This is a genomic window from Pseudomonas sp. PDM21, assembly GCF_014852505.2.
Lineage (GTDB): Bacteria > Pseudomonadota > Gammaproteobacteria > Pseudomonadales > Pseudomonadaceae > Pseudomonas.
Genome location: NZ_CM181223.1, coordinates 3,839,817 through 3,858,912, shown reverse-complemented (window position 1 = coordinate 3,858,912; position 19,096 = coordinate 3,839,817). Strand labels below are relative to the sequence as shown.

Annotated in this window: 14 protein-coding genes; 8 read left to right on the top strand and 6 right to left on the bottom strand. The window is 67.0% G+C overall.

Annotation, left to right across the window (positions count from 1 at the left end):
- Nucleotides 1-9 precede the first annotated feature (9 nt).
- The 4 genes from IB275_RS17670 to IB275_RS17655 all read left to right on the top strand — a co-directional run bounded on the left by IB275_RS17670 (nt 10) and on the right by IB275_RS17655 (nt 6,457).
- Nucleotides 10-1,449, top strand: a complete 1,440-nt coding sequence (locus IB275_RS17670) for an aldehyde dehydrogenase family protein (protein WP_192295800.1) — start codon at nt 10-12, stop codon at nt 1,447-1,449.
- 542 nt (nt 1,450-1,991) lie between these two features.
- Complete coding sequence (locus IB275_RS17665) at nt 1,992-3,356, top strand: MFS transporter (protein WP_081519707.1); 1,365 nt, start codon at nt 1,992-1,994, stop codon at nt 3,354-3,356.
- 32 nt (nt 3,357-3,388) lie between these two features.
- On the top strand, nt 3,389-4,945 hold the full coding sequence (gene garD / locus IB275_RS17660; RefSeq protein WP_192295799.1) for a galactarate dehydratase: 1,557 nt from the start codon (nt 3,389-3,391) through the stop codon (nt 4,943-4,945).
- A gap of 144 nt (nt 4,946-5,089) precedes the next feature.
- A complete protein-coding gene (locus tag IB275_RS17655) occupies nt 5,090-6,457 on the top strand; it encodes an OprD family porin (RefSeq protein ID WP_192295798.1) in 1,368 nt (455 codons plus the stop codon).
- A gap of 131 nt (nt 6,458-6,588) precedes the next feature.
- On the opposite strand, the gene IB275_RS17650 is transcribed toward IB275_RS17655, so the two are convergent.
- Both IB275_RS17650 and IB275_RS17645 read right to left on the bottom strand, forming a co-directional pair.
- A complete protein-coding gene (locus IB275_RS17650; protein ID WP_192295797.1) occupies nt 6,589-9,324 on the bottom strand; it encodes a cation-transporting P-type ATPase in 2,736 nt (911 codons plus the stop codon).
- Nucleotides 9,325-9,513: 189 nt separating this feature from the next.
- Nucleotides 9,514-10,077 (bottom strand): AraC family transcriptional regulator, encoded by a 564-nt coding sequence (locus IB275_RS17645; protein WP_192295796.1) that lies wholly within the window; start codon nt 10,075-10,077, stop codon nt 9,514-9,516.
- Between the two features lie 215 nt (nt 10,078-10,292).
- Between IB275_RS17645 and IB275_RS17640 the strand changes: the two genes are divergently transcribed.
- Nucleotides 10,293-11,204, top strand: coding sequence for a LysR family transcriptional regulator (locus tag IB275_RS17640; RefSeq protein WP_192295795.1), 912 nt, complete (start codon nt 10,293-10,295; stop codon nt 11,202-11,204).
- 333 nt (nt 11,205-11,537) lie between these two features.
- Here the strand turns inward: IB275_RS17640 and IB275_RS17635 are convergent, their stop codons facing one another.
- A complete protein-coding gene (locus IB275_RS17635; RefSeq protein WP_192295822.1) occupies nt 11,538-12,410 on the bottom strand; it encodes a LysR family transcriptional regulator in 873 nt (290 codons plus the stop codon).
- Nucleotides 12,411-12,544: 134 nt separating this feature from the next.
- Between IB275_RS17635 and IB275_RS17630 the strand changes: the two genes are divergently transcribed.
- Nucleotides 12,545-13,753, top strand: a complete 1,209-nt coding sequence (locus IB275_RS17630; RefSeq protein WP_192295794.1) for a YbfB/YjiJ family MFS transporter — start codon at nt 12,545-12,547, stop codon at nt 13,751-13,753.
- Between the two features lies 1 nt (nt 13,754).
- Here the strand turns inward: IB275_RS17630 and IB275_RS17625 are convergent, their stop codons facing one another.
- From IB275_RS17625 to IB275_RS17615, 3 genes are read right to left on the bottom strand one after another with little or no spacing between them, the layout of a single operon-like run.
- Nucleotides 13,755-15,020, bottom strand: coding sequence for an OprD family porin (locus IB275_RS17625; protein ID WP_192295793.1), 1,266 nt, complete (start codon nt 15,018-15,020; stop codon nt 13,755-13,757).
- Nucleotides 15,017-15,433: a DoxX family protein gene (locus IB275_RS17620; protein ID WP_081520540.1), complete on the bottom strand. Its 417-nt coding sequence runs from the start codon at nt 15,431-15,433 to the stop codon at nt 15,017-15,019. Before IB275_RS17620 ends, IB275_RS17625 begins: the two co-directional genes overlap by 4 nt.
- A gap of 59 nt (nt 15,434-15,492) precedes the next feature.
- A complete protein-coding gene (locus IB275_RS17615) occupies nt 15,493-16,149 on the bottom strand; it encodes a hydrolase (protein ID WP_151187302.1) in 657 nt (218 codons plus the stop codon).
- 348 nt (nt 16,150-16,497) lie between these two features.
- Between IB275_RS17615 and IB275_RS17610 the strand changes: the two genes are divergently transcribed.
- On the top strand, nt 16,498-17,454 hold the full coding sequence (locus tag IB275_RS17610) for a GlxA family transcriptional regulator (RefSeq protein WP_167523198.1): 957 nt from the start codon (nt 16,498-16,500) through the stop codon (nt 17,452-17,454).
- A 204-nt stretch (nt 17,455-17,658) separates the two neighbouring features.
- On the top strand, nt 17,659-19,038 hold the full coding sequence (locus tag IB275_RS17605) for an ATP-binding protein (RefSeq protein WP_192295792.1): 1,380 nt from the start codon (nt 17,659-17,661) through the stop codon (nt 19,036-19,038).
- Nucleotides 19,039-19,096 lie beyond the last annotated feature (58 nt).

Genomic DNA, 19,096 nt, shown 5'->3' with positions numbered 1-19,096 from the left:
GAGGTCCCCGTGGCACATCAGTATTCGCACTACGTCGACGGCCAGTGGCTGGCCGTCACCGACGCAACCCCGAACCGCAACCCGTCTGACCTATCCGACGTGGTCGGCGACTACGCGCTGGGCGACGCCGCGCTGGTCAACCAGGCAGTGGAGGCGGCCCGCGCCGCTTTCCCGGCCTGGTCCAACAGCAACGTGCAGGCCCGTGCCGACGCGCTGGACAAGGTCGGCAGCGAGATCCTCGCCCGCCGCGCCGAGCTGGGCGCGCTGCTGGCTCGGGAGGAGGGCAAGACCCTTCCCGAAGCCATCGGCGAAGTCGGCCGCGCGGGGAACATCTTCAAGTTCTTCGCCGGTGAATGCCTGCGCCTGGCCGGCGACCTGCTGCCCTCGGTGCGCCCCGGTGTCAGCGTCGAGGTGACCCGCGAAGCCGTGGGCGTGGTCGGCCTGATCACGCCGTGGAACTTCCCCATCGCCATCCCGGCGTGGAAGATCGCCCCGGCCCTGGCCTACGGCAACTGCGTGGTGATCAAGCCTGCCGACCTGGTGCCCGGCAGTGCCTGGGCGCTGGCGGAAATCATCTCCCGCGCCGGCTTCCCCAACGGCGTGTTCAACCTGGTGATGGGCCGTGGCAGCGTGATCGGCGAAGCGCTGGTCAACCACCCGCAGGTGGACGCCGTGAGCTTCACCGGCTCGGTCGGCGTCGGCCGGCGCATCGCTGCGCAGTGCGTGGCTCGTGGCGCCAAGGTGCAGCTGGAGATGGGCGGCAAGAACCCGCAGATCGTCCTCGATGATGCGGACCTCGCCAGCGCCGTGGAGTTGTCGGTGCAGAGCGCCTACTACTCCACCGGTCAGCGCTGCACCGCGTCGAGCCGGCTGATCGTCACCGAAGGCATCTACCCGCGCTTCGTCGAAGCCATGGTCGAGCGCATGCGCCGGATCAAGGTAGGCAACGCGTTGCAGGACGGCATCGACATCGGCCCGGTGGTCTCCGAAGCGCAGTTGCGCCAGGACCTGGACTACGTCGAGATCGGCCGCAACGAAGGTGCGCGCCTGCTGTTCGGCGGCGAGCGCCTGTCGCTGGCCACCGAGGGCTACTACATGGCTCCGGCGCTGTTCGACGAGACCACCCCCGACATGCGCATCAATCGCGAGGAAATCTTCGGCCCCGTGGCCAGCATCCTCAAGGTGAAGGACTACGACGAAGCGCTGGCCCAGGCCAATGCCACCGAGTTCGGCCTGTCCGCCGGCATCGCCACCACCTCGCTCAAGCATGCCGCGCACTTCAAGCGGCACGCCCAGGCCGGGATGGTGATGGTCAACCTGCCCACCGCCGGCGTGGATTACCACGTGCCGTTCGGCGGTCGCAAAGGCTCGTCCTACGGGCCGCGCGAGCAGGGCCGCTATGCCCAGGAGTTCTACACCACGGTGAAGACCGCCTACGTCGGCGCCTGACCGATAGCAGTACCCGCGGGTGGCGCCTGCCAGCGCCATCCGCTGCACAAGACATGACCCGAACCCCGACACAAGAACAAAGCAGGGGAAATACCATGACCATCGACTGCCCGCCGTCGACACGTACCCGCGAACCCAGGCGCTGACCGCGCCCAGAGCTGTCCCACTCCGCTCAACTTCGCAGGTAGGTCGTCATGCAGAACCGTCCGATCTCACATCGCCGCGCCACCGTGCGCCGGCTTTCCCCGCGCCAGTTCCCTGGCCGCGCCGTGTCGTCTCGCCTGCCCGCCAGGCGTCCGGCGGGGCCCTTTTCTTCGCTCCACGCTCTCTCGCTGTACGCCATCCGGCTGCCTGCCGGCCGTGGCGCGCTATCTGCTGTGTCGCTCGCCGCTGTGCCCAGCGCGCGAGTCGGAACGGACGTACCGGCCGCGCCCGCCGTACGTCGGCAAGGAGGCGGTAACGGCTCGCTACGACGGGCCGGCTGATAATCTGGCCGGCCTGCGCCGGTCGCTCCCATAACAACAAGACACGAGACGCAATCGATGAGCCAAGCAACCGCCAAACCGACGCATGTGCGTTACCTGATCCTGCTGATGCTGTTCCTGGTAACCACCATCAACTACGCCGACCGCGCCACCATCTCCATCGCCGGCTCCAGCCTGCAGAAGGACCTGGGCATCGACGCGGTCACCCTGGGCTACATCTTCTCCGCCTTCGGCTGGGCCTACGTGGCCGGGCAGATTCCCGGCGGCTGGCTGCTCGACCGCTTCGGCTCGAAGAAGGTCTACGCCGCGGGGATCTTCATCTGGTCGCTGTTCACCTTCCTGCAGGGCTTCGTCGGCTACCTGCCGGTAGCCAGCGCGGTGATCGCACTGTTCCTGCTGCGCTTCATGGTGGGCTTCGCCGAGGCGCCGTCCTTCCCGGGCAATGCGCGCATCGTCGCCGCCTGGTTCCCTACCGCCGAGCGCGGCACGGCCTCGGCCATCTTCAACTCTGCGCAGTACTTCGCCACCGCGCTGTTCGCGCCGATCATGGGCTGGATCGTCTTCCACTTCGGCTGGGAGCACGTGTTCGTGGTGATGGGCGTGCTGGGCATGGTCTTCGCCGGTATCTGGATGAAGACCATCTACAACCCCAAGGAACACCCGCGCACCAACGCCGCTGAAATCGCCGCCATCGAAGCCGGCGGCGGCATGGTCGACATGGACCAGAAGCGCGCCAGCGACGGTCCGAAATGGCACTACGTCAGCCAGTTGCTGCGCAGCCGCATGCTGCTGGGCGTGTACCTGGGGCAGTACTGCATCAACGCCATCACCTACTTCTTCCTCACCTGGTTCCCGGTGTACCTGGTGCAGGAGCGCGGCATGTCGATCCTCAAGGCCGGCTTCATCGCCTCGCTGCCCGCACTGATGGGCTTCCTCGGCGGCGTGCTGGGCGGGATCATCTCCGACTACCTGCTGCGTCGCGGCCATTCGCTGACCTTCGCCCGCAAGCTGCCGATCGTCTGCGGCCTGCTGCTGTCTACCACCATGGTGTTCTGCAACTACGTTGACGCCGAGTGGATGGTGGTCGGCTTCATGACCCTGGCGTTTTTCGGCAAGGGCCTGGGCGCGCTGGGCTGGGCGGTGGTGGCGGACACCTCGCCCAAGCAGATCGCCGGTCTTTCCGGTGGCCTGTTCAACACCTTCGGCAACCTCGCCTCGATCACCACGCCGATCGTCATCGGCTACCTGATCAGCGCCACCGGCTCGTTCAAGTGGGCCCTGGTGTTCGTCGGCGCCAACGCGCTGGTGGCCGTGCTGAGCTACCTGTTCATCGTCGGCCGCATCGAGCGTGTGGAGCTGCGCGAAGAAGACCCAAAGGGTCGCCAGGTGCCTGAAAAACGTCTGGCCCCGGCCAATTCCTGAGCAGTTCCGGGGGTATTTCGGAGATGAGTGTCATGCAGTTGATCCCGCACCAGGACTCGCCGCGCTACGTGAAATTACACGCGGACGATAACGTCGCCATCGTCGTCAACGACCAGGGCGTCGCCGCTGGCGGTCGCTTCCCGGATGAGCTGGTGGCCGCCGAGTCGATCCCGCAGAGCCACAAGGTGGCGCTGGTGGATATCGCCGAAGGCGCGCCGGTGCTGCGCTACGGCACGGTGATCGGCTACGCCCTGGCGCCCATCGCCAGGGGGCGCTGGGTCACCGAGCAGTTGCTCAGCCTGCCGGAGCCGCCGGAGCTGGACGTGCTGCCGCTGGCCACCGAGGTGCCACCCACTGCCGAGCCGCTCACCGGCTACAGCTTCGAGGGTTACCGCAACGCCGACGGCAGCGTCGGCACGCGCAACCTGCTGGGCGTCAGTACCACGGTGCAGTGCGTGACCGGTGTGCTGGACCACTGCGTGGAGCGCGCCCGCCGCGAGCTGCTGCCCAGGTACCCGCACGTCGACGACGTGGTGGCGCTGACCCACAGCTACGGCTGCGGCGTGGCGATCAACGCTCCGGACGCGATCATCCCGATCCGCACGCTGTACAACCTGGCGCGCAACCCCAACCTCGGTGGCCAGGCGCTGGTCATCGGCCTGGGCTGCGAGAAGTTGCAGCCGGTGCAGCTGATGGACGGCGACGCACTCACCGCCGGGCAGGACGAAGCGCAGTGGCTGTACCGCCTGCAGGAATCCGGCAACGGCTTTCAGGGCATGGTCACGCAGATACTCGAACTGATCGAGGAGCGTCTGGTGGTCCTCGACCAGCGCCGCCGCGAGACGGTGCCGGCCTCGGAACTGGTGGTGGGCATGCAGTGCGGAGGCAGTGACGCCTTTTCCGGCGTCACCGCCAACCCCGCGCTGGGCGTCGCTGCCGACCTGCTGGTACGGGCCGGCGCCACGGTGATGTTCTCCGAGAATACCGAGGTGCGCGATGGCATCCACCTGCTCACCGCACGAGCCGCCAACCGCGAGGTGGCCGAGCAACTGGTCGCCGAGATGGACTGGTATGACCGCTACCTCGCCCGTGGCATGGCCGACCGCAGCGCCAACACCACGCCCGGCAACAAGAAAGGCGGGCTGAACAACATCGTCGAGAAGGCCATGGGTTCCATCGCCAAGTCCGGCAGCAGCGCTATCGCTGGTGTCATCCCACCGGGCGCACGGGTGAAGGGCAGGGGGTTGCAGTACTGCGCCACCCCGGCCAGCGACTTCATCTGCGGCACCCTGCAACTGGCTGCGGGCATGAACCTGCATATCTTCACCACCGGGCGCGGCACGCCCTACGGGCTGGCCATGGCGCCGGTGATCAAGGTGGCGACCCGCACCGAACTGGCCGAGCGCTGGCCGGACCTGATCGACGTCGACGCCGGCCGCGTCACGTCCGGGCGCATGACCCTGGACGAGCTGGGCTGGGAAATCTTCCAGCTCTACCTCGACGTGGCCAGCGGCAAGGTCCACACCTGGGCCGAGCGGCATCACCTGCACAACGATCTGGTGCTGTTCAACCCAGCCCCCGTGACTTGATGCAACAGCTGGGCTGATCCACCCCTGATCGTGATCGACGGCGCCTCCCGGCGCCGCCGGCCTCCCTTTGCCTGAAATCCCGCGCCTGCCCGCACCACTGGGACGGGTGGCGCTCACCCTGAAATCCACGACCCGGAGACAACAATGAAAAACTCCACCCTGGGCGCTGCCATCGCCTGCGCCGCCCTCGGCCTTCTCGTGCCCGCCGCCCAGGCTGCCGGCTTCATCGAAGACAGCAAGGCCAGCCTGACCCTGCGCAACTTCTACATCAACAGCGACAACCGCAATGGCACGGCCGAGCCGAGCCGCCAGGAAGAGTGGGGCCAGGGCTTCATCCTCAACTACGCCTCGGGCTACACCCAGGGCACGGTTGGGCTGGGCGTCGACGCCATCGGCCTGCTCGGCATCCGCCTCGACAGCGGCGGTGGCACCCATTACGAATCGGCCAGCCAGCAGGCGGGTACGGTGTTTCCGTCGAAAAGCAACGGCGAGGCGGTGAACGACTTCAGCAGCTTCGGCCCGACCCTGAAGGCGAAGATTTCCGGCACCGAACTGCGCTACGGCACCCTGATGCCCAAGCTACCGGTGGTGACCTACAACGACGGTCGACTGCTGCCCGGCACCTTCGAGGGCGGGCAGGTGACCAGCGCCGATATCGACAACCTCAGCCTGGTGGCCGGCAAGCTGGAGCACACCCGTGGGCGCAACTCCAGCGACTGGCGCGGCATGTCGATCCAGGGCGCCAACAGCGGCGCCACGGCTCGCGACAGCAACGAGTTCTACTACGCCGGCGGCGACTACAAGCTGAGCAAGGACCTGACGCTGCAGTACTACTACGGCCAGCTCAGCGAGTTCTACCAGCAGCACTTCCTCGGCCTGCAGCACAGCCTGAACCTCGGCCCCGGCGTGCTGAAGACCGACCTGCGCGCCTTCGACAGCGACTCCGACGGCAAGAACGGCAGCGCCTCCGGCCGCGCCGACGGCTACCTCTCCAGCGGCTACTACGGCAATCGCGTGACCAAGGGCGAAGTGGACAACCGCGCCTACAGTGGGATGTTCACCTACAGCCTGTCCGGGCACAGCCTTGGCGCCGGCTACCAGGTCATGAACGGCGACAGCGACTTCCCCTACCTGAACCGTGGTGATGGTGCCAGCGGCAGCGCCTACCTGATCACCGACGTGCAGATCGGCAAGTTCCTGCACGCAGGCGAACGCACCTGGGTGGCGCGCTACGGCTACGACTTCGCCCAGGCCGGCTTGCCGGGCCTGACCTTCGCGGCGATCTACCTCAAGGGCGACGACATCAAGACCGCCAGCGGCGACCAGGGCGAATGGGAGCGCGACCTGACGCTGTCCTACGTGATCCCCGAAGGCACCCTCAAGGGCCTGGGCTTCTCCTGGCGCAACGCCATGCTGCGCAGCGGCCTGCCCGCCAGCGGCTCCGGCACCCCGACCCAGCGCGACCAGGATGAGAACCGGCTGATCGTCAGCTACACCTTGCCGCTGCTGTGAGTTCAGTAATGCAGAGGCCGTAGGGCGGATAACCTGGAACAGGTTATCCGCCGTCGCCTCCACCAGTGGCGGATAACGCTGGCGCGTTATGCGCCCTACGAGACTGAGGGCGGACGAAGTCCGCCCCTACGTCAGTTGCATCCTCCGCGCGATGCCTTCCAGCGACGTATCACCAGCTTCTCCAGTTCCACCGCGAAGAACACCGCGATACCTATCCCTAACGAGATCAGCCAGCCGCTGAAGGGCAGGGCGACGGTGTGGAAGGCGGTCTGCATGAAGGGCACGTAGATCACGAAGCACTGCAGCAGGATCAGCGCCAGGGTCACGGTGAGCAGCGCGCCGTTGCGCAGCAGCGCGGTGTTCAGCGAAAACTCCTCCTGCAGGCGGCAGTTGAACAGGTAGGCCCACTGCGCCGTGACCAGGGTGTGCAGGATCATGGTGCGGATGTGGTCGGTGTCCTGGCCGTTGCTGACCATCCAGGCTTCCAGCAGGAAGGCCGCGGCGGTCAGCAGGCCACCCACGTAGAGCACCCGCCAGACCGCGAAGCCGTTGAGGATCGACTCCTTCGCGTTGCGCGGCGGGCGGCGCATCATCCCCGGCTCGCCAGGCTCGAAGGCCAGGGCGAAGGACAGGGTGGTGGAGGTCGCCATGTTCATCCAGAGGATCTGCAGCGGCGCCAGCGGGATCACCGCGCCGGCGAGGATCGCCATGACGATCAGCAGACCCTGCGCCATGTTGGTCGGCAGGATGAACAGTACGGTCTTCTTCAGGTTGTCGTAGACCCGGCGGCCTTCGCGCACGGCGCCGGCGATGGTGGAGAAGTTATCATCGGTGAGCACCATGTCGGCGGCTTCCTTGGTCACCTCGGTGCCCTTGATGCCCATGGCGATGCCGACGTCGGCCTGCTTCAGCGCCGGGGCGTCGTTGACCCCGTCGCCGGTCATGCCGACCACTTCCTCGTTGGCCTGCAGCGCGCGCACCAGGCGCAGCTTGTGTTCGGGGCTGGTGCGGGCGAACACCGAGTACTGCATGGCGAGGGCTTTCAGTTGCGAGTCATCGGCCTGCTCCAGCTCCTGGCCGGTCATGGCGCGCAGGTCGTTGCCCATGCCGAGCATGCCGGCGATGGCCACGGCGGTATCCGGGTGGTCGCCGGTGATCATCTTCACCTGGATGCCGGCGCGCTTGCACAGCGCGATGGCCTCGATGGCCTCTGGGCGCGGCGGGTCGAGCAGGCCGGCGACGCCGAGGAAGATCATGCCGTCCCGCACGTCCTCGTGGTCGATCACGCCGTCATCGGGCTGCACTGGCTTGTACGCGGCGGCGAGCATGCGCAGGCCTTGCCCGGCGATGAAGCTCATCTCGCGCTCCCAGTACTCGCGGTCCAGCGGCTCCACGCCGTTGGCGCCGAGCTGTTGTTGGCACATGCGCAGCAGCACGTCGGGTGCGCCCTTGAGGTAGACCAGGCTCTGCCCGGCAACGTCGCAGCGCCGCGCCATGTACTTGTAGGCGGAGTCGAAGGGAATCTTGCCGAATTTCTGGAACTCTATTTCCGGCAGGTTCGCCTTGCGCGCCAGGACCTTCAGCGCGCCCTCGGTGGGGCCGCCGACCACGCCCCAGCGTCCTTCCTCGTTGAGTTGCAGGCTGCTGTCGTTGCAGATGTCCACCGCGCGGATGAAGTCGGCCAGCGCGGCGTGTTGCGACCAGTCCAGCTCATCGCTGGTGCTGCCGAAGGTGATGCGGCCCTTGGGCTCGTAGCTCTGGCCCTCCACCGCGTAGAGACCGTTGGCGAGCAGCACGCTCTTCACGGTCATCTCGTTCATGGTCAGGGTGCCGGTTTTGTCCGAGCAGATCACGCTCATGGCGCCCAGGGTTTCCACGGTGGGCAGCTTGCGGATGATCGCCTTGTTCTGCGCCATGCGCTGCACGCCCAGCGACAGAATGATCGAGACGATCGCCGGTAGGCCCTCGGGCACCGAGGCCACCGCCAGGCTGATCAGCGACAGCAGCAGCTCGCCGAAGGGGTAGTCGTGCCAGAAGAAGCCGATGACGAACAGCACCACCATCATGCCGATGATGAGCTGGAAGATGCGCTTGCCCAGTTCGGCGATCTGCCGCAGCAACGGGGTTTCGCCCTCGTCGACGTTGGCGATCAGCTTGTTGATGCGCCCAAGCTCGGTGGCCGGCCCGGTCTCGATCACCACGCCGCGGGCGTTGCCGGCGCTGACGTTGGTGCCGGAGAAACCGAGGTTGGTGCGGTCGGCCAGCAGCGCTTCCTTGTCCAGCGCGTCGGCGTGCTTGCCCACGGTGAGGGATTCACCCGTGAGCATGGATTCCTCGACCTGCAGGTGGTGCACGTCGAACAGGCGCACGTCGGCGGGAATCTTGTCGCCGGGGCGCAGGATGACGATGTCGCCGGGCACCAGCTGGGCGGCGTCCATCTCGATCTTCTTGCCGTTGCGCACCACATGGGCGGTGCTGCTGAGCATGCCGCGCAGGGCGGCGAGGGACTTCTCCGCCTTGTTCTCCTGGAAGAAGCCGATGCCCGCGTTGATCACTGCCACCAGCAGGATGACGAGAGTGTCGGTCCAGTGGCCCATCAGCGCGGTGGCCACGGCGGCAGCCAGAAGGATGTAGATCAGCACGTCGTTGAAGTGCCGGGCGAAGCGCAGCCAGAGGGGGTCGACCTCCTTGGCCGGCAAGGCATTGGGGCCGACGCGCAGCAGCCGCGCCTCGGCTTCGTCGGGGGAAAGGCCTTCCGCGCTGGTCTGCAGGTCGGCCAGGGTCTGGTCGACGCTCTTGCGGTACCAGTCGGTGCCTTTGGATTCGGTGTTTCGCGGTTTGCCGTCGGTGGTTTGCGGTGCAGTCATGCGCTGACTCCCGGCTCCTGCCTGTTGGGAAAGTGGGACTGCCCCCAGACTAGACCGCGGGAATTACACCGGAACTGTCATACCTCAAAGTTCTTCGATTCCTAGCTGAACGCTTCCTGAACGGCGTAGGAATTGCTCGGAAACCTGTAGGAGCGGGCCATGCCCGCGATCGCGGACAAGGTCCGCGCATCAACCCGGCGAAGAATCCGCCGCCATTTCCTCCGTCCCACCCACCCGACTGGCCTGCCGCCAGCGGTTCGGTGTGCAGCCCACCAGCTTGCGGAAGCTGCGGCAGAAGTGTGACTGGTCGGCGAAGCCGCATTCCTGGCCGACCTGGGAGATCGGCGCATCGCCGCTGGCCAGCAACTCGCGGGCGCGGTCGATGCGCAGGCGCAGCGCCCATTCCCGTGGCGCAAGTCCGGTGGCCTGCTTGAAGGCACGGGAAAAATGGCTGCGTGACATGCCGCATTGCTCGGCGACATCGGCGATGTACAGGCGGCTGAGCAGGCTGCCGGCGAGAATGTCCTTGGCCTTGCGCTCCTGCCAGGGGGCGAGGGCGAGGCGTTCACCCGTGTCCGCCCCGTCGTTGCAGGGCTCGGGCACCCGGTAGTGTTCCAGCAGATGCTGGCAAAGGCGCTGGCTGGCTTGCTGTACGCCGTCGCCCTGGTTTTCCAGCTCCTCCATGAGCTGCCGGACGAGGCGGTGGGTCTGGGGGGCGAGCATGGTCGCTACCTGGTGGGCAGGTGCGGGCATGGCGTCTCTCTTCTCGTTCTAATGGCGGCCGAAATGCCGCTCCGGAATGTAAAAAATTCAAGGTAAATCAAGGTGATCCGATGCTCAATCGGATTAAGCCAAACGGTACGCGAATGAGCACACACGTCCAAGAAAAAAGCCCAGTTTCATGATCGACTGGCGCGACCCTTGTCTTGTGCAAAGATGCCGACTCCCACAGCCCCGAGCGACCAGCCATGAACCGAAACGACCTGCGCCGCCTGGACATGAACCTGCTGGTGATCTTCGAATCCCTGATGCTGGAGCGGAACCTCACCCGCGTCGGCGAGAAGCTGTTCATCACCCAGTCCACCGTCAGCGCCGCCCTGGCGCGCCTGCGCGACCTGTTCGACGACCCGCTGCTGGTGCGCGCCGGCCGCGCCATGGAACCCACCAGCCGGGCGCTGCACATCTTCGAGGAGCTGCGCCCGGCGATGGACGTGATCTCCGCCGCGGTCAGCCGCGCCAAGACCTTCGAACCCGAGAGCAGCTGCAATATCTTCCGTCTGGGCCTGTCCGACGACGCCGAGTTCGGCCTGTTCCCCGCGCTGCTGGCACGCCTGCAGCAGGAAGCGCCGAACATCACCGTGGTGGTGCGCCGCGCCAATTTCCTGCTGATGCCGGCGCTGCTGTCTTCTGGCGAAATCACCGCCGGCGTCAGCTACACCACCGACCTGCCGGCCAACGCCAAGCGCCGCAAGCTGCGCGATATCGGCGTGAAGGTGCTGCGTGGCGATGATCGCCCCGGCCCGCTGACTCTCGACGAATACTGCGCACGGCCGCACGTGATGGTGTCCTTCTCCGGCGACCTGAACGGCGCCATCGACCTGGACCTGGAGCGCATCGACCGCCGCCGTCGCGTGGTGCTGGCCGTGCCGCAGTTCGGCAGCCTGCGCGCGCTGCTGCGCAACACCGAGATGATCGCCACCGTTCCCGACTACGCCGCCTGCGCGTTGGTGGAAGACAGCTGCCTGCGCGCCGAGGACCCGCCGCTGGAGATCAAGCCCGCGGAGCTCTCGCTGGTCTGGAGCGCCGCCCACGACAACGACCCGGCCGAGCGCTGGCTGCGCGAGCGGATGGTCGAGTACATGAGCGCGCCGGTGCCCTGAGGCCCGAGTTTCGGCCTTTGTAGGATGGGTGGAGCCTGAGCGATACCCATGCTGCTGGTGCATGGGGTTGATGGATATCGCTGCGCTCCACGCCATCCTACGGTGTGTTTCTCCTGAAGACTTACCAGGCGCCCTTGTAGCTCGCAGGGCGGATATCCTGGAACAGGCTATCCGCCGGCTCAGCTGCGGCGGACAACGCTGGCGCGTTGTGCGCCCTGCGAACTGAGCAGAGCACCCTTGCAGGTGCGGGCCAGGCCCGCGATCGCGGACAAAGTCCGCGTCCAGCGGAGTGCGTCAGTGCCGGGCATATCCCGCTCCTGCAATGGCTGCTCGCTACGGCGCGACGGCGCTGAACGCCCGGGCGATGGCGTCGATCACCGCCCGTACCCGCGCGGTATGGCGCACGTCCTTGTGGGTCACCAGCCACACGTCGTAGGGCTGGGGCGGGCGCTCCGGCCACAGGCGGACCAGTCCGTCCGCCTCGCCCATCGGCAGCGGCAATTCCCCGACGCCAAGGCCGGCGGCCAGGGCGCGGCGGACCATGAAGCCGGAAGTGCAGGTCATGGCGATGCGTCCGTGGATGATCGGCTCGCAGGCGAGAAATACTTCCTTGCCCGCGTCGATGTACGGCTGATAGACCACCAGGTCGTGCCCGGCGAAGGCGCTCCCCGGTTCGGGAGCCCCGCGTTGCTCGACATACTGCGCGGAGGCGAACAGCCCGCTGCCCCAGCGTGCCAGGCGTCGTACGATCAGGTCAGGGTTTTCCGGCTGGTGGGTGCGCACGGCGATGTCGGCTTCGCGCTTGCTCAGGTTGAGCATCTGCGTGGAGGTCTGCAGTTGCACTTCGATGCCCGGTTCCTCGCGGTGCAGGGCGGCGACCGCAGGGATGATGAAATCGGCGGCGAAGGAGTCGGTGGTGGTGACCCGCACCTCGCCGCTCATGCGGTCGTCCATGCCGAGGATCCGCCGTTGCAGCTCGGCAGCGGACGACTCCATGGCCTGCGCTGCCGCCAGGGCGATCTCGCCGGCGGCGGTCAGGCTGTAGCCGGCCGAGGTGCGCAGGAACAGCGTCGCCTCCAGCGAACGTTCCAGCGACGCCAGGCGCCGGCCCACGGTCGCCTGGTCCACCGCGAGCACGCGGGCGGCGCCGCGCAGGGTCTGTTCGCGGCACAGGGCGAGGAACACCCGCGCGTCGTCCCAGTTCATCATGGCGAAATCCTCTTGATGCAGAAATGCAGCTCTGGCATGAAAACAAGCTGCATTATTTCATCTCTGCGCGACTTTATGATCCCCTCATCACCACTCAACGGCGCCGCCCTGACGGCGCGATAGGGGTTGTCATGAATACCGATGCTTCCCGCCTCGCCAGCCGAGGCTCCCTCTGGTTGCCGATCTGGGCGGGCCTCTGCGCCAGCCTGGTCGGCATCGGCCTGGCGCGTTTCGCCTACACGCCGCTGATCCCGGCGCTGATCGAGGCGCACTGGTTCTCGGCTTCCGCCGTGGTTTATCTGGGCGCCGCCAATCTCGCTGGCTACCTCGTCGGGGCGCTGGCCGGGCGCCCGCTGGCGGCGCGCTGGTCGAGCACGGCGGTGCTGCGCGGCATGATGCTGCTGGTGACGCTGTCGTTCTTCGCCTGCGCCTGGCCGCTGAACCAGGCGTGGTTCTTCTTCTGGCGGCTGGTCTCGGGGATTTCCGGCGGGGTGATCATGGTGCTGGCCGCCAGCACCATCCTCCCGCACGTGGCCGCCAATCGGCGTGGGCTGGCGAGTGGGGCGATCTTCCTCGGCATCGGCCTGGGCATCGCCGCCTCTGGCACCCTGGTGCCGCTGTTGCTGGCGCTGGGGCTGGTGCAGACCTGGCTCGGCCTCGGTTTGTTGGCCCTGGTGCTCAGCCTGAGCAGCTGGTTCGGCTGGCCACAGGAGCAGGCTCATCCCCAGACGCACAGCGTTGAGGGCGTGCGCGCCTCCGCGGGCATCTACGTGTTGTTCGCCCAGTACGCGCTGATGGCCGCGGCACTCGTGGCGCCGATGATGTTCCTGGTGGACTACGTGGCCCGGGGCCTCGGCGCCGGTACCCACGGCGGCGCGATGATCTGGACGCTGTATGGTGTCGGCGCCATCGTCGGGCCGGTGGTCTACGGCTTCCTCGCCGACCATCTCGGTGCGCGGGCGGCGATCCGCCTGGTGCTGGTGGCGCAATGCATTGCCCTCGGCCTGTTGCTGGAAACCGGCGACCTGCGCCTGCTGGGCGTGGCGAGCGTGGTGATCGGTTCGTTCCCGCCGGGCATCGTGCCGCTCGCGCTGGCGCGGGTGCATCAGCTGGTGCCCGGTCACGCCGCGCAGAACGCCACCTGGAGCCGCGCGACGGTGTCCTTCGCCAGCTTCCAGGCCATCGCCGGCTACGCCTACTCGGCGCTGTTCAGTGCAAGCCACGGCCATTACGCGCTGCTCTTCGCGGTGGCAGCGGGCGCCATCGTGCTGGCCCTGCTGATGGAAACAGCGCTGCTGTTCAAGGCGGCGCCGGAAGCCGGCGCCCCGGCCAGCGTCTGACTCAGAACACACCCTTGAGCGGGTACTCGACGATCACGTAGATGCGGTCGATATCCGCGCCACCCTGGGCGTCGTTGGCGCGGTGCGAGACCTGCGCGAAGCTCAGCGCCAGGTCCTTGGCCGGGCCGGACTGGACCACGTAGCGCAGGTCGAGATCGCGCTCCCAGTGGCGCCCGCCGTCGCCATAGGCGGGCTGGCAGGCGCCGCCCTCCATGGGGTTGTAGGCGCCGCCGCACGGGGCGTGAGTGCCGTCGATGCCGCTGCCGCGCACGTAGCGCGTGGAAAAGGTCAGGCCGGCGAGACCGGCGCTGGCGCCGTCCCACTGGTAGCGCGCCTGCCAGGAGTGTTCGCCGGGGCCGTTGAAGTCGGCGTACTTGATCGAATTGGCGAGGTAGATGGAGTCGCCGCCGACGAAGTCGAAGGGCGTATCGCCATCGATCTTCTGGTAGGCGAGGCTCAGAGCATGGCTGCCCAGGGCGACCTTGCCCTGCAGGCTCCAGGCCAGGGTGTCGATCTCGCCGGCGCGGGCGCTGCCGGTATCGCCGGTCTTGTACAGGTTGGCGTCCACCGACCAGCGACCGAAGTGGCCGTTGAGGTTGGCGTAGGCCTGGCGCCAGACGTCGTCCAGCTGGCTGGCGTAGAGCGCGCCGCCCCAGTTGGTGTCGGGCGCGCTCCAGGTGGCGCCAGCCAGGCTCAGGCCGCCGAAGCGGGTGCTGGCGCCGTAGCCTTCGAACTCGCCGTGGCTGGAGCTGGAGTCCTGATTCTTGAAGGCAGTGAAGCGCCCGGCCTGCAGGCGCAGGTTGGGCAGGCTGCGGTCGTCGAGGAACCAGCCGGTGGCGTACTCGGGTTGCAGGCGCTTGTCACCGGTGTCGAACACCGGGGTCTCCACTTCCATCTCGCCCCAGGCGAGGGAAGTCTTTTCATGCACCAGGCGCAGCGCGGCGCCTGCGTCGGAATACTCGCTCTCGCTGCGGCCGTGGCTGTCCAGTGGTAACAGGCCGGTGCCGGCGTGGCCGTGCCCGCCGTCGAGCTTCAGGCCGAGGAAGGCATGGGCATCGACGCCCAGGCCGACGGTGCCGGGTGTGACGTCGCTGCTGAACTTGCCGATGAAACCCTGCGCCCATTCTCGGCGCAGGCTCTGGCCGTTGGGACCGGGGCTGCGGTAGTCGTTGTCGAGAAAATAGTTGCGTGACAACAGCGACCAGTCGGCGGCGTGGGCCTGGACGCAGGCAAGCGCCAGTGCGCAGGGGAGCAGGAGGTTTTTCACGGTCTGGGCTCCGTACGAAGTTCACCCAGGCGGGGCAGGGCGAGGCGATAGCTGCCAGGGCCGGCCATCGCCAGGCCGGCGAAGAGGATCAGCATCCACCAGGCGAACTGGCCTTCTTCCAGCGACCATTGAGGGTGTACGAACAGCAGTGCCACCAGCAGCACGGCGATTACCGGCAGGCAGGCGAGGCGGGCGAACACGCCGAGGATCAGCAGGATCGGGCAGAGCACTTCGGCGAACACCGCCAGTGCCAGGGTCGGCGTGGCGCCGAGGCCGAAGGGGTCTTCGATGTGCTGCAGCTCGTTCTGCCAGTGCAGCAGCTTGGGCAGCCCGTGTACCTGGAGCAGCAGGAGGGCGGCGGCTACGCGCATGAACAGCAGCGCCAGGGCGCCGGAACGGTCTTGGGTCGGCATGGTGGGTATCCCGGAAATGAAAAAGGGGCGGCAATGCCGCCCCTTTCTGCTGCTCAGGCTCAGTGGCCTTCGCTGGCGTTGAACATGGTCTTGGCGTAGATCAGGCCGAGGCCGTAGGCGCCGCCGTGCTCGATGGAGGTCTTCACGGTCGCGTCGTAGGTTTCGCCGCGGGCCCAGTCGCGTTGCAGTTCCAGCAGGTATTGCAGGGAGGTCATGGGGCGCGCGCCCAGCTGGATCATTCGTTGCAGGGCCATCTCGTGGGCTTCGGTGGACACGTCGCCACAGGCGTCGGCGATCACGTAGACCTCGAAGCCCTGGTCGATGGCCGACAGGGCCGGGCCGACGATGCACACGGAAGTCCAGAGGCCGGCCAGGACGATCTTCTGCTTGCCGAACTTGTTTACCTCCACGGCGATGCGCGGGTCTTCCCAGGTGTTCATGCTGGTGCGGTCGATGACGTTGTGTTCGGGGAAGACCGACTTGATCTCGTCGAAGATCGGGCCGGAGAAACTTTTTTCGGCAACGGTGGTGAGGATGGTGGAAACGCCGAATTCCCTGGCCGCCTTGGACACCAGCGCCGCGTTGTTGCGCAGGGTCACCGCGTCGATGGACTTGGTCGCGAAGGACATCTGCGACTGGTGGTCGATCATGATCAGGGTGTGGTCGGTGGGGTTGAGCAGGGTCTTGCCGGGAACGGCTTTGGCGATGGCGGTCATGGTCGGATTTCCTGGTGGATTGCGTGGGGTGGGAAGTGGGCGTCTGGAGTGTTTTTTCGGCCTGCAGGACTTGGCTGCAAACCGTGGACACATCTTTGCCGAACACTGCGAGGCGCGGAACAGACAGCCTTGCAGGGTGGTTTTGCAGTTCTGCAAGGGTGTCCGGGGCGCTTCGATGGGCAGACTATGGTTTTGCCGCCACGGCATTTATTGGACCTGTGTGCTCGGCCCGCGCGGCGCAGAATGATGCAAACGTGCGATTCGCCGGCGCGGCGAATGGGTACAGTGGTTTTTTCCTATACCGGGGCACGCGAGACCGCCAAGCCCCGTTTGCGTGCGAGTAGAAGAATGAAAACAGTGGCCATGGTGCTGTACGACGATGTGCTGGCGCTGGATGTGACGGGGCCGATGGAGGTGTTCTCCATGGCCAACCGCTACCTGCCGCCGGAGCGGCATTACCGTTTGCTCACGGTGGCGGCGAAGCCCGAGGGCGTGCGCGCCTCCAGCGGCCTGAAGATGAGCGCCGACCTGCCGCTGGAAGCGCTGCTCGCCGGCGTGGACCTGCTGCTGGTGCCCGGCGGGCCCGGTGCCTACAACGGCAACAACGAGGCGCTCAACGCCTGGTTGCCGGCGGCGGCGCGCGCGGCGAAACGCTACGGCGCGGTGTGCACCGGCGCCTTCCTGCTCGGCGCCGCCGGGCTGCTCGACGGCTACCGCTGCACCACCCACTGGAACTACCTGGACCGCCTGGCACAGCTGTATCCCCGCGCCGAGGTGCAGGCCGAGCGCATCTACGTGATCGACCGCAACCTGATCACCTCCGGCGGCGTTACCGCCGGCATCGACATGGCGTTGGCGGTGGTCGCCGAGGACCACGGCAAGGACGTTGCCCTGGAAGTCGCCAAGGTGCTGCTGGTGGTGCTCAAGCGCCAGGGCGGGCAGACGCCGTTCGGCCCGCTGCTGGTCTCGGTGGTGCGCGATGGCTCGGTGATCGCCCGCGCCCAGGCCCACGTGGTGGACCACATCGACGAGCCGCTGACAGTGAATCGCCTGGCCGAGCTGGTGGCCATGAGTCCGCGCAATTTCGCCCGCGCCTTCCAGCGCGAGACGAGCATGACGCCCATGCAGTACGTGCAGAGCGCGCGGATCGACCATGCGCGCAAGCTGCTGGAAAGCAGCGACCTGCCGCTCAAGCAGGTGGCCAGCCGCAGCGGCTTCGGCAGCCCCCGGCACATGCGTACGGTTTTCGGCGAGCGGATCGGCATGACGCCGAGCCAGTACCGCGAGCAATTCGGCTTCGCCTGATGGCAGTGCGCCGCATTTTCAGCCGGATGACCGTCCGGCGCACCCAAGTTGGCCGAATCCTTCCCCCCGCGGGAATTGCGCTGTCACACGAGGGCGGGAAAATACCCTGACCAATAATCAGGGGCGCGTCACCTCGGTACTGGCCAGATCGCCTGGAAGACCCGTTGTAGAGCGATCCGTCAGATCCGCAGACGTGAGCAGGACATGAGCGCAAGCACGGAAAACCGCACCGAGACCATCCTGCAGTTCGGTCGCTTCCAGTTCCACCCCTACAAGCGCCAGTTGCTGCAGGGGGATCGCCCGGTGCGCATCGGTAGCCGGGCGCTGGACATTCTCCAGGTGCTGATCCGCCAGCCCGGCGAGATCATCGGCAAGGACACGATCATCGCCCAGGTCTGGGGCGATACGGTGGTCGAGGAGATCAACCTGCGCGTGCACATCGCCGCCCTGCGGCGTGCCCTTGGCGAAGGCCGCACGGGTGAGCGCTATATTGCCAACGTGCCGTTGCGCGGCTACGGCTTCGTCGGCGTGGTGGAGAGCGTGGTCGCTCCGGCGCAGGCAGTAGCGCTGCCGTGCGAAGTGCGCGCCAGCAACCTGCCGGTCCTGCTGATGGGGCTGGTCGGCCGCCAGGTGCTGCTTGAGCGGGTGGTGAAGCAGATGCCCGCCACGCGCCTGATCACCCTGGTCGGTCCCGGCGGCATGGGCAAGACCTCCCTGGCGATCCACGCCGCCGAGCAGCTCGGCAGGCATTTCAGCGAGGTGCGCTTTCTCGACCTGTCCGCCGACCCGGACGGTGTCTCCCTCAGCCAGAGCCTCGCCGTTCTCCTGCGCGAGCCGGCCTATGAACCGACCCTGCTGTTGCTGGACAACTGCGAGCACCTCGCCGACCGCTGCGCCGAGTCGGTGGAGCACCTGCTGCGCCTGCACCCGGCACTGAGCATCCTTGCCACCAGCCGCGAGCCGCTGCGCGCGGAAGGGGAACGCGTGGTGCGCCTGCCGCCGCTGGAGGTGCCCGCGCAGGACGATACGCCACTGGCGCTGGCCATGTGCAGTTCGGCGGTGCAGTTGTTCGTGATGCGCGCGCGGGAGGTCTGCGACCGCTTCGAACTCAAACCGGGCCAGGTGCGCGCAATCATCGATATCTGTCGGCGCCTGGACGGTATTCCCCTGGCCATCGAGATGGCTGCGCGGCAGGTGGGTATCCTCGGCCTCGCCGGGCTGCCGGCGCTGCTGGACACCCCCATGCAACTGCTGATGCCTGGCCGCCGCACCGCCCCAGCCCGACAGCAGAGCCTGCGGGCGACCTACGACTGGAGCTATGCGCTGCTGGACGTCGTCGAGCAGCGCTGCCTGGGCTTGCTCGCGCAGCTGGCAGACGGCTTCACCCTGGACACCGCCGTCGCCTCGCTGGACGACAAACGCTGGTGCCGCGAGAGCGTGTTCGCCGCCGTGCGGCAATTGGCAGACAAGTCGTTGTTGTGGGTGGAGCAGGGCGAGAGCGAGGTGCGCTACCGCGTACCCCATACCGCGCGTGCTTACCTGCGCCAGGTGACCTTGCCCGAGCCGGTCATCACTGCCGCCTGAATCGCTTTCTGCTGCAGGGCGTAGGGCGCATAACGCGCCAGCGTTATCCGCCGGGGCA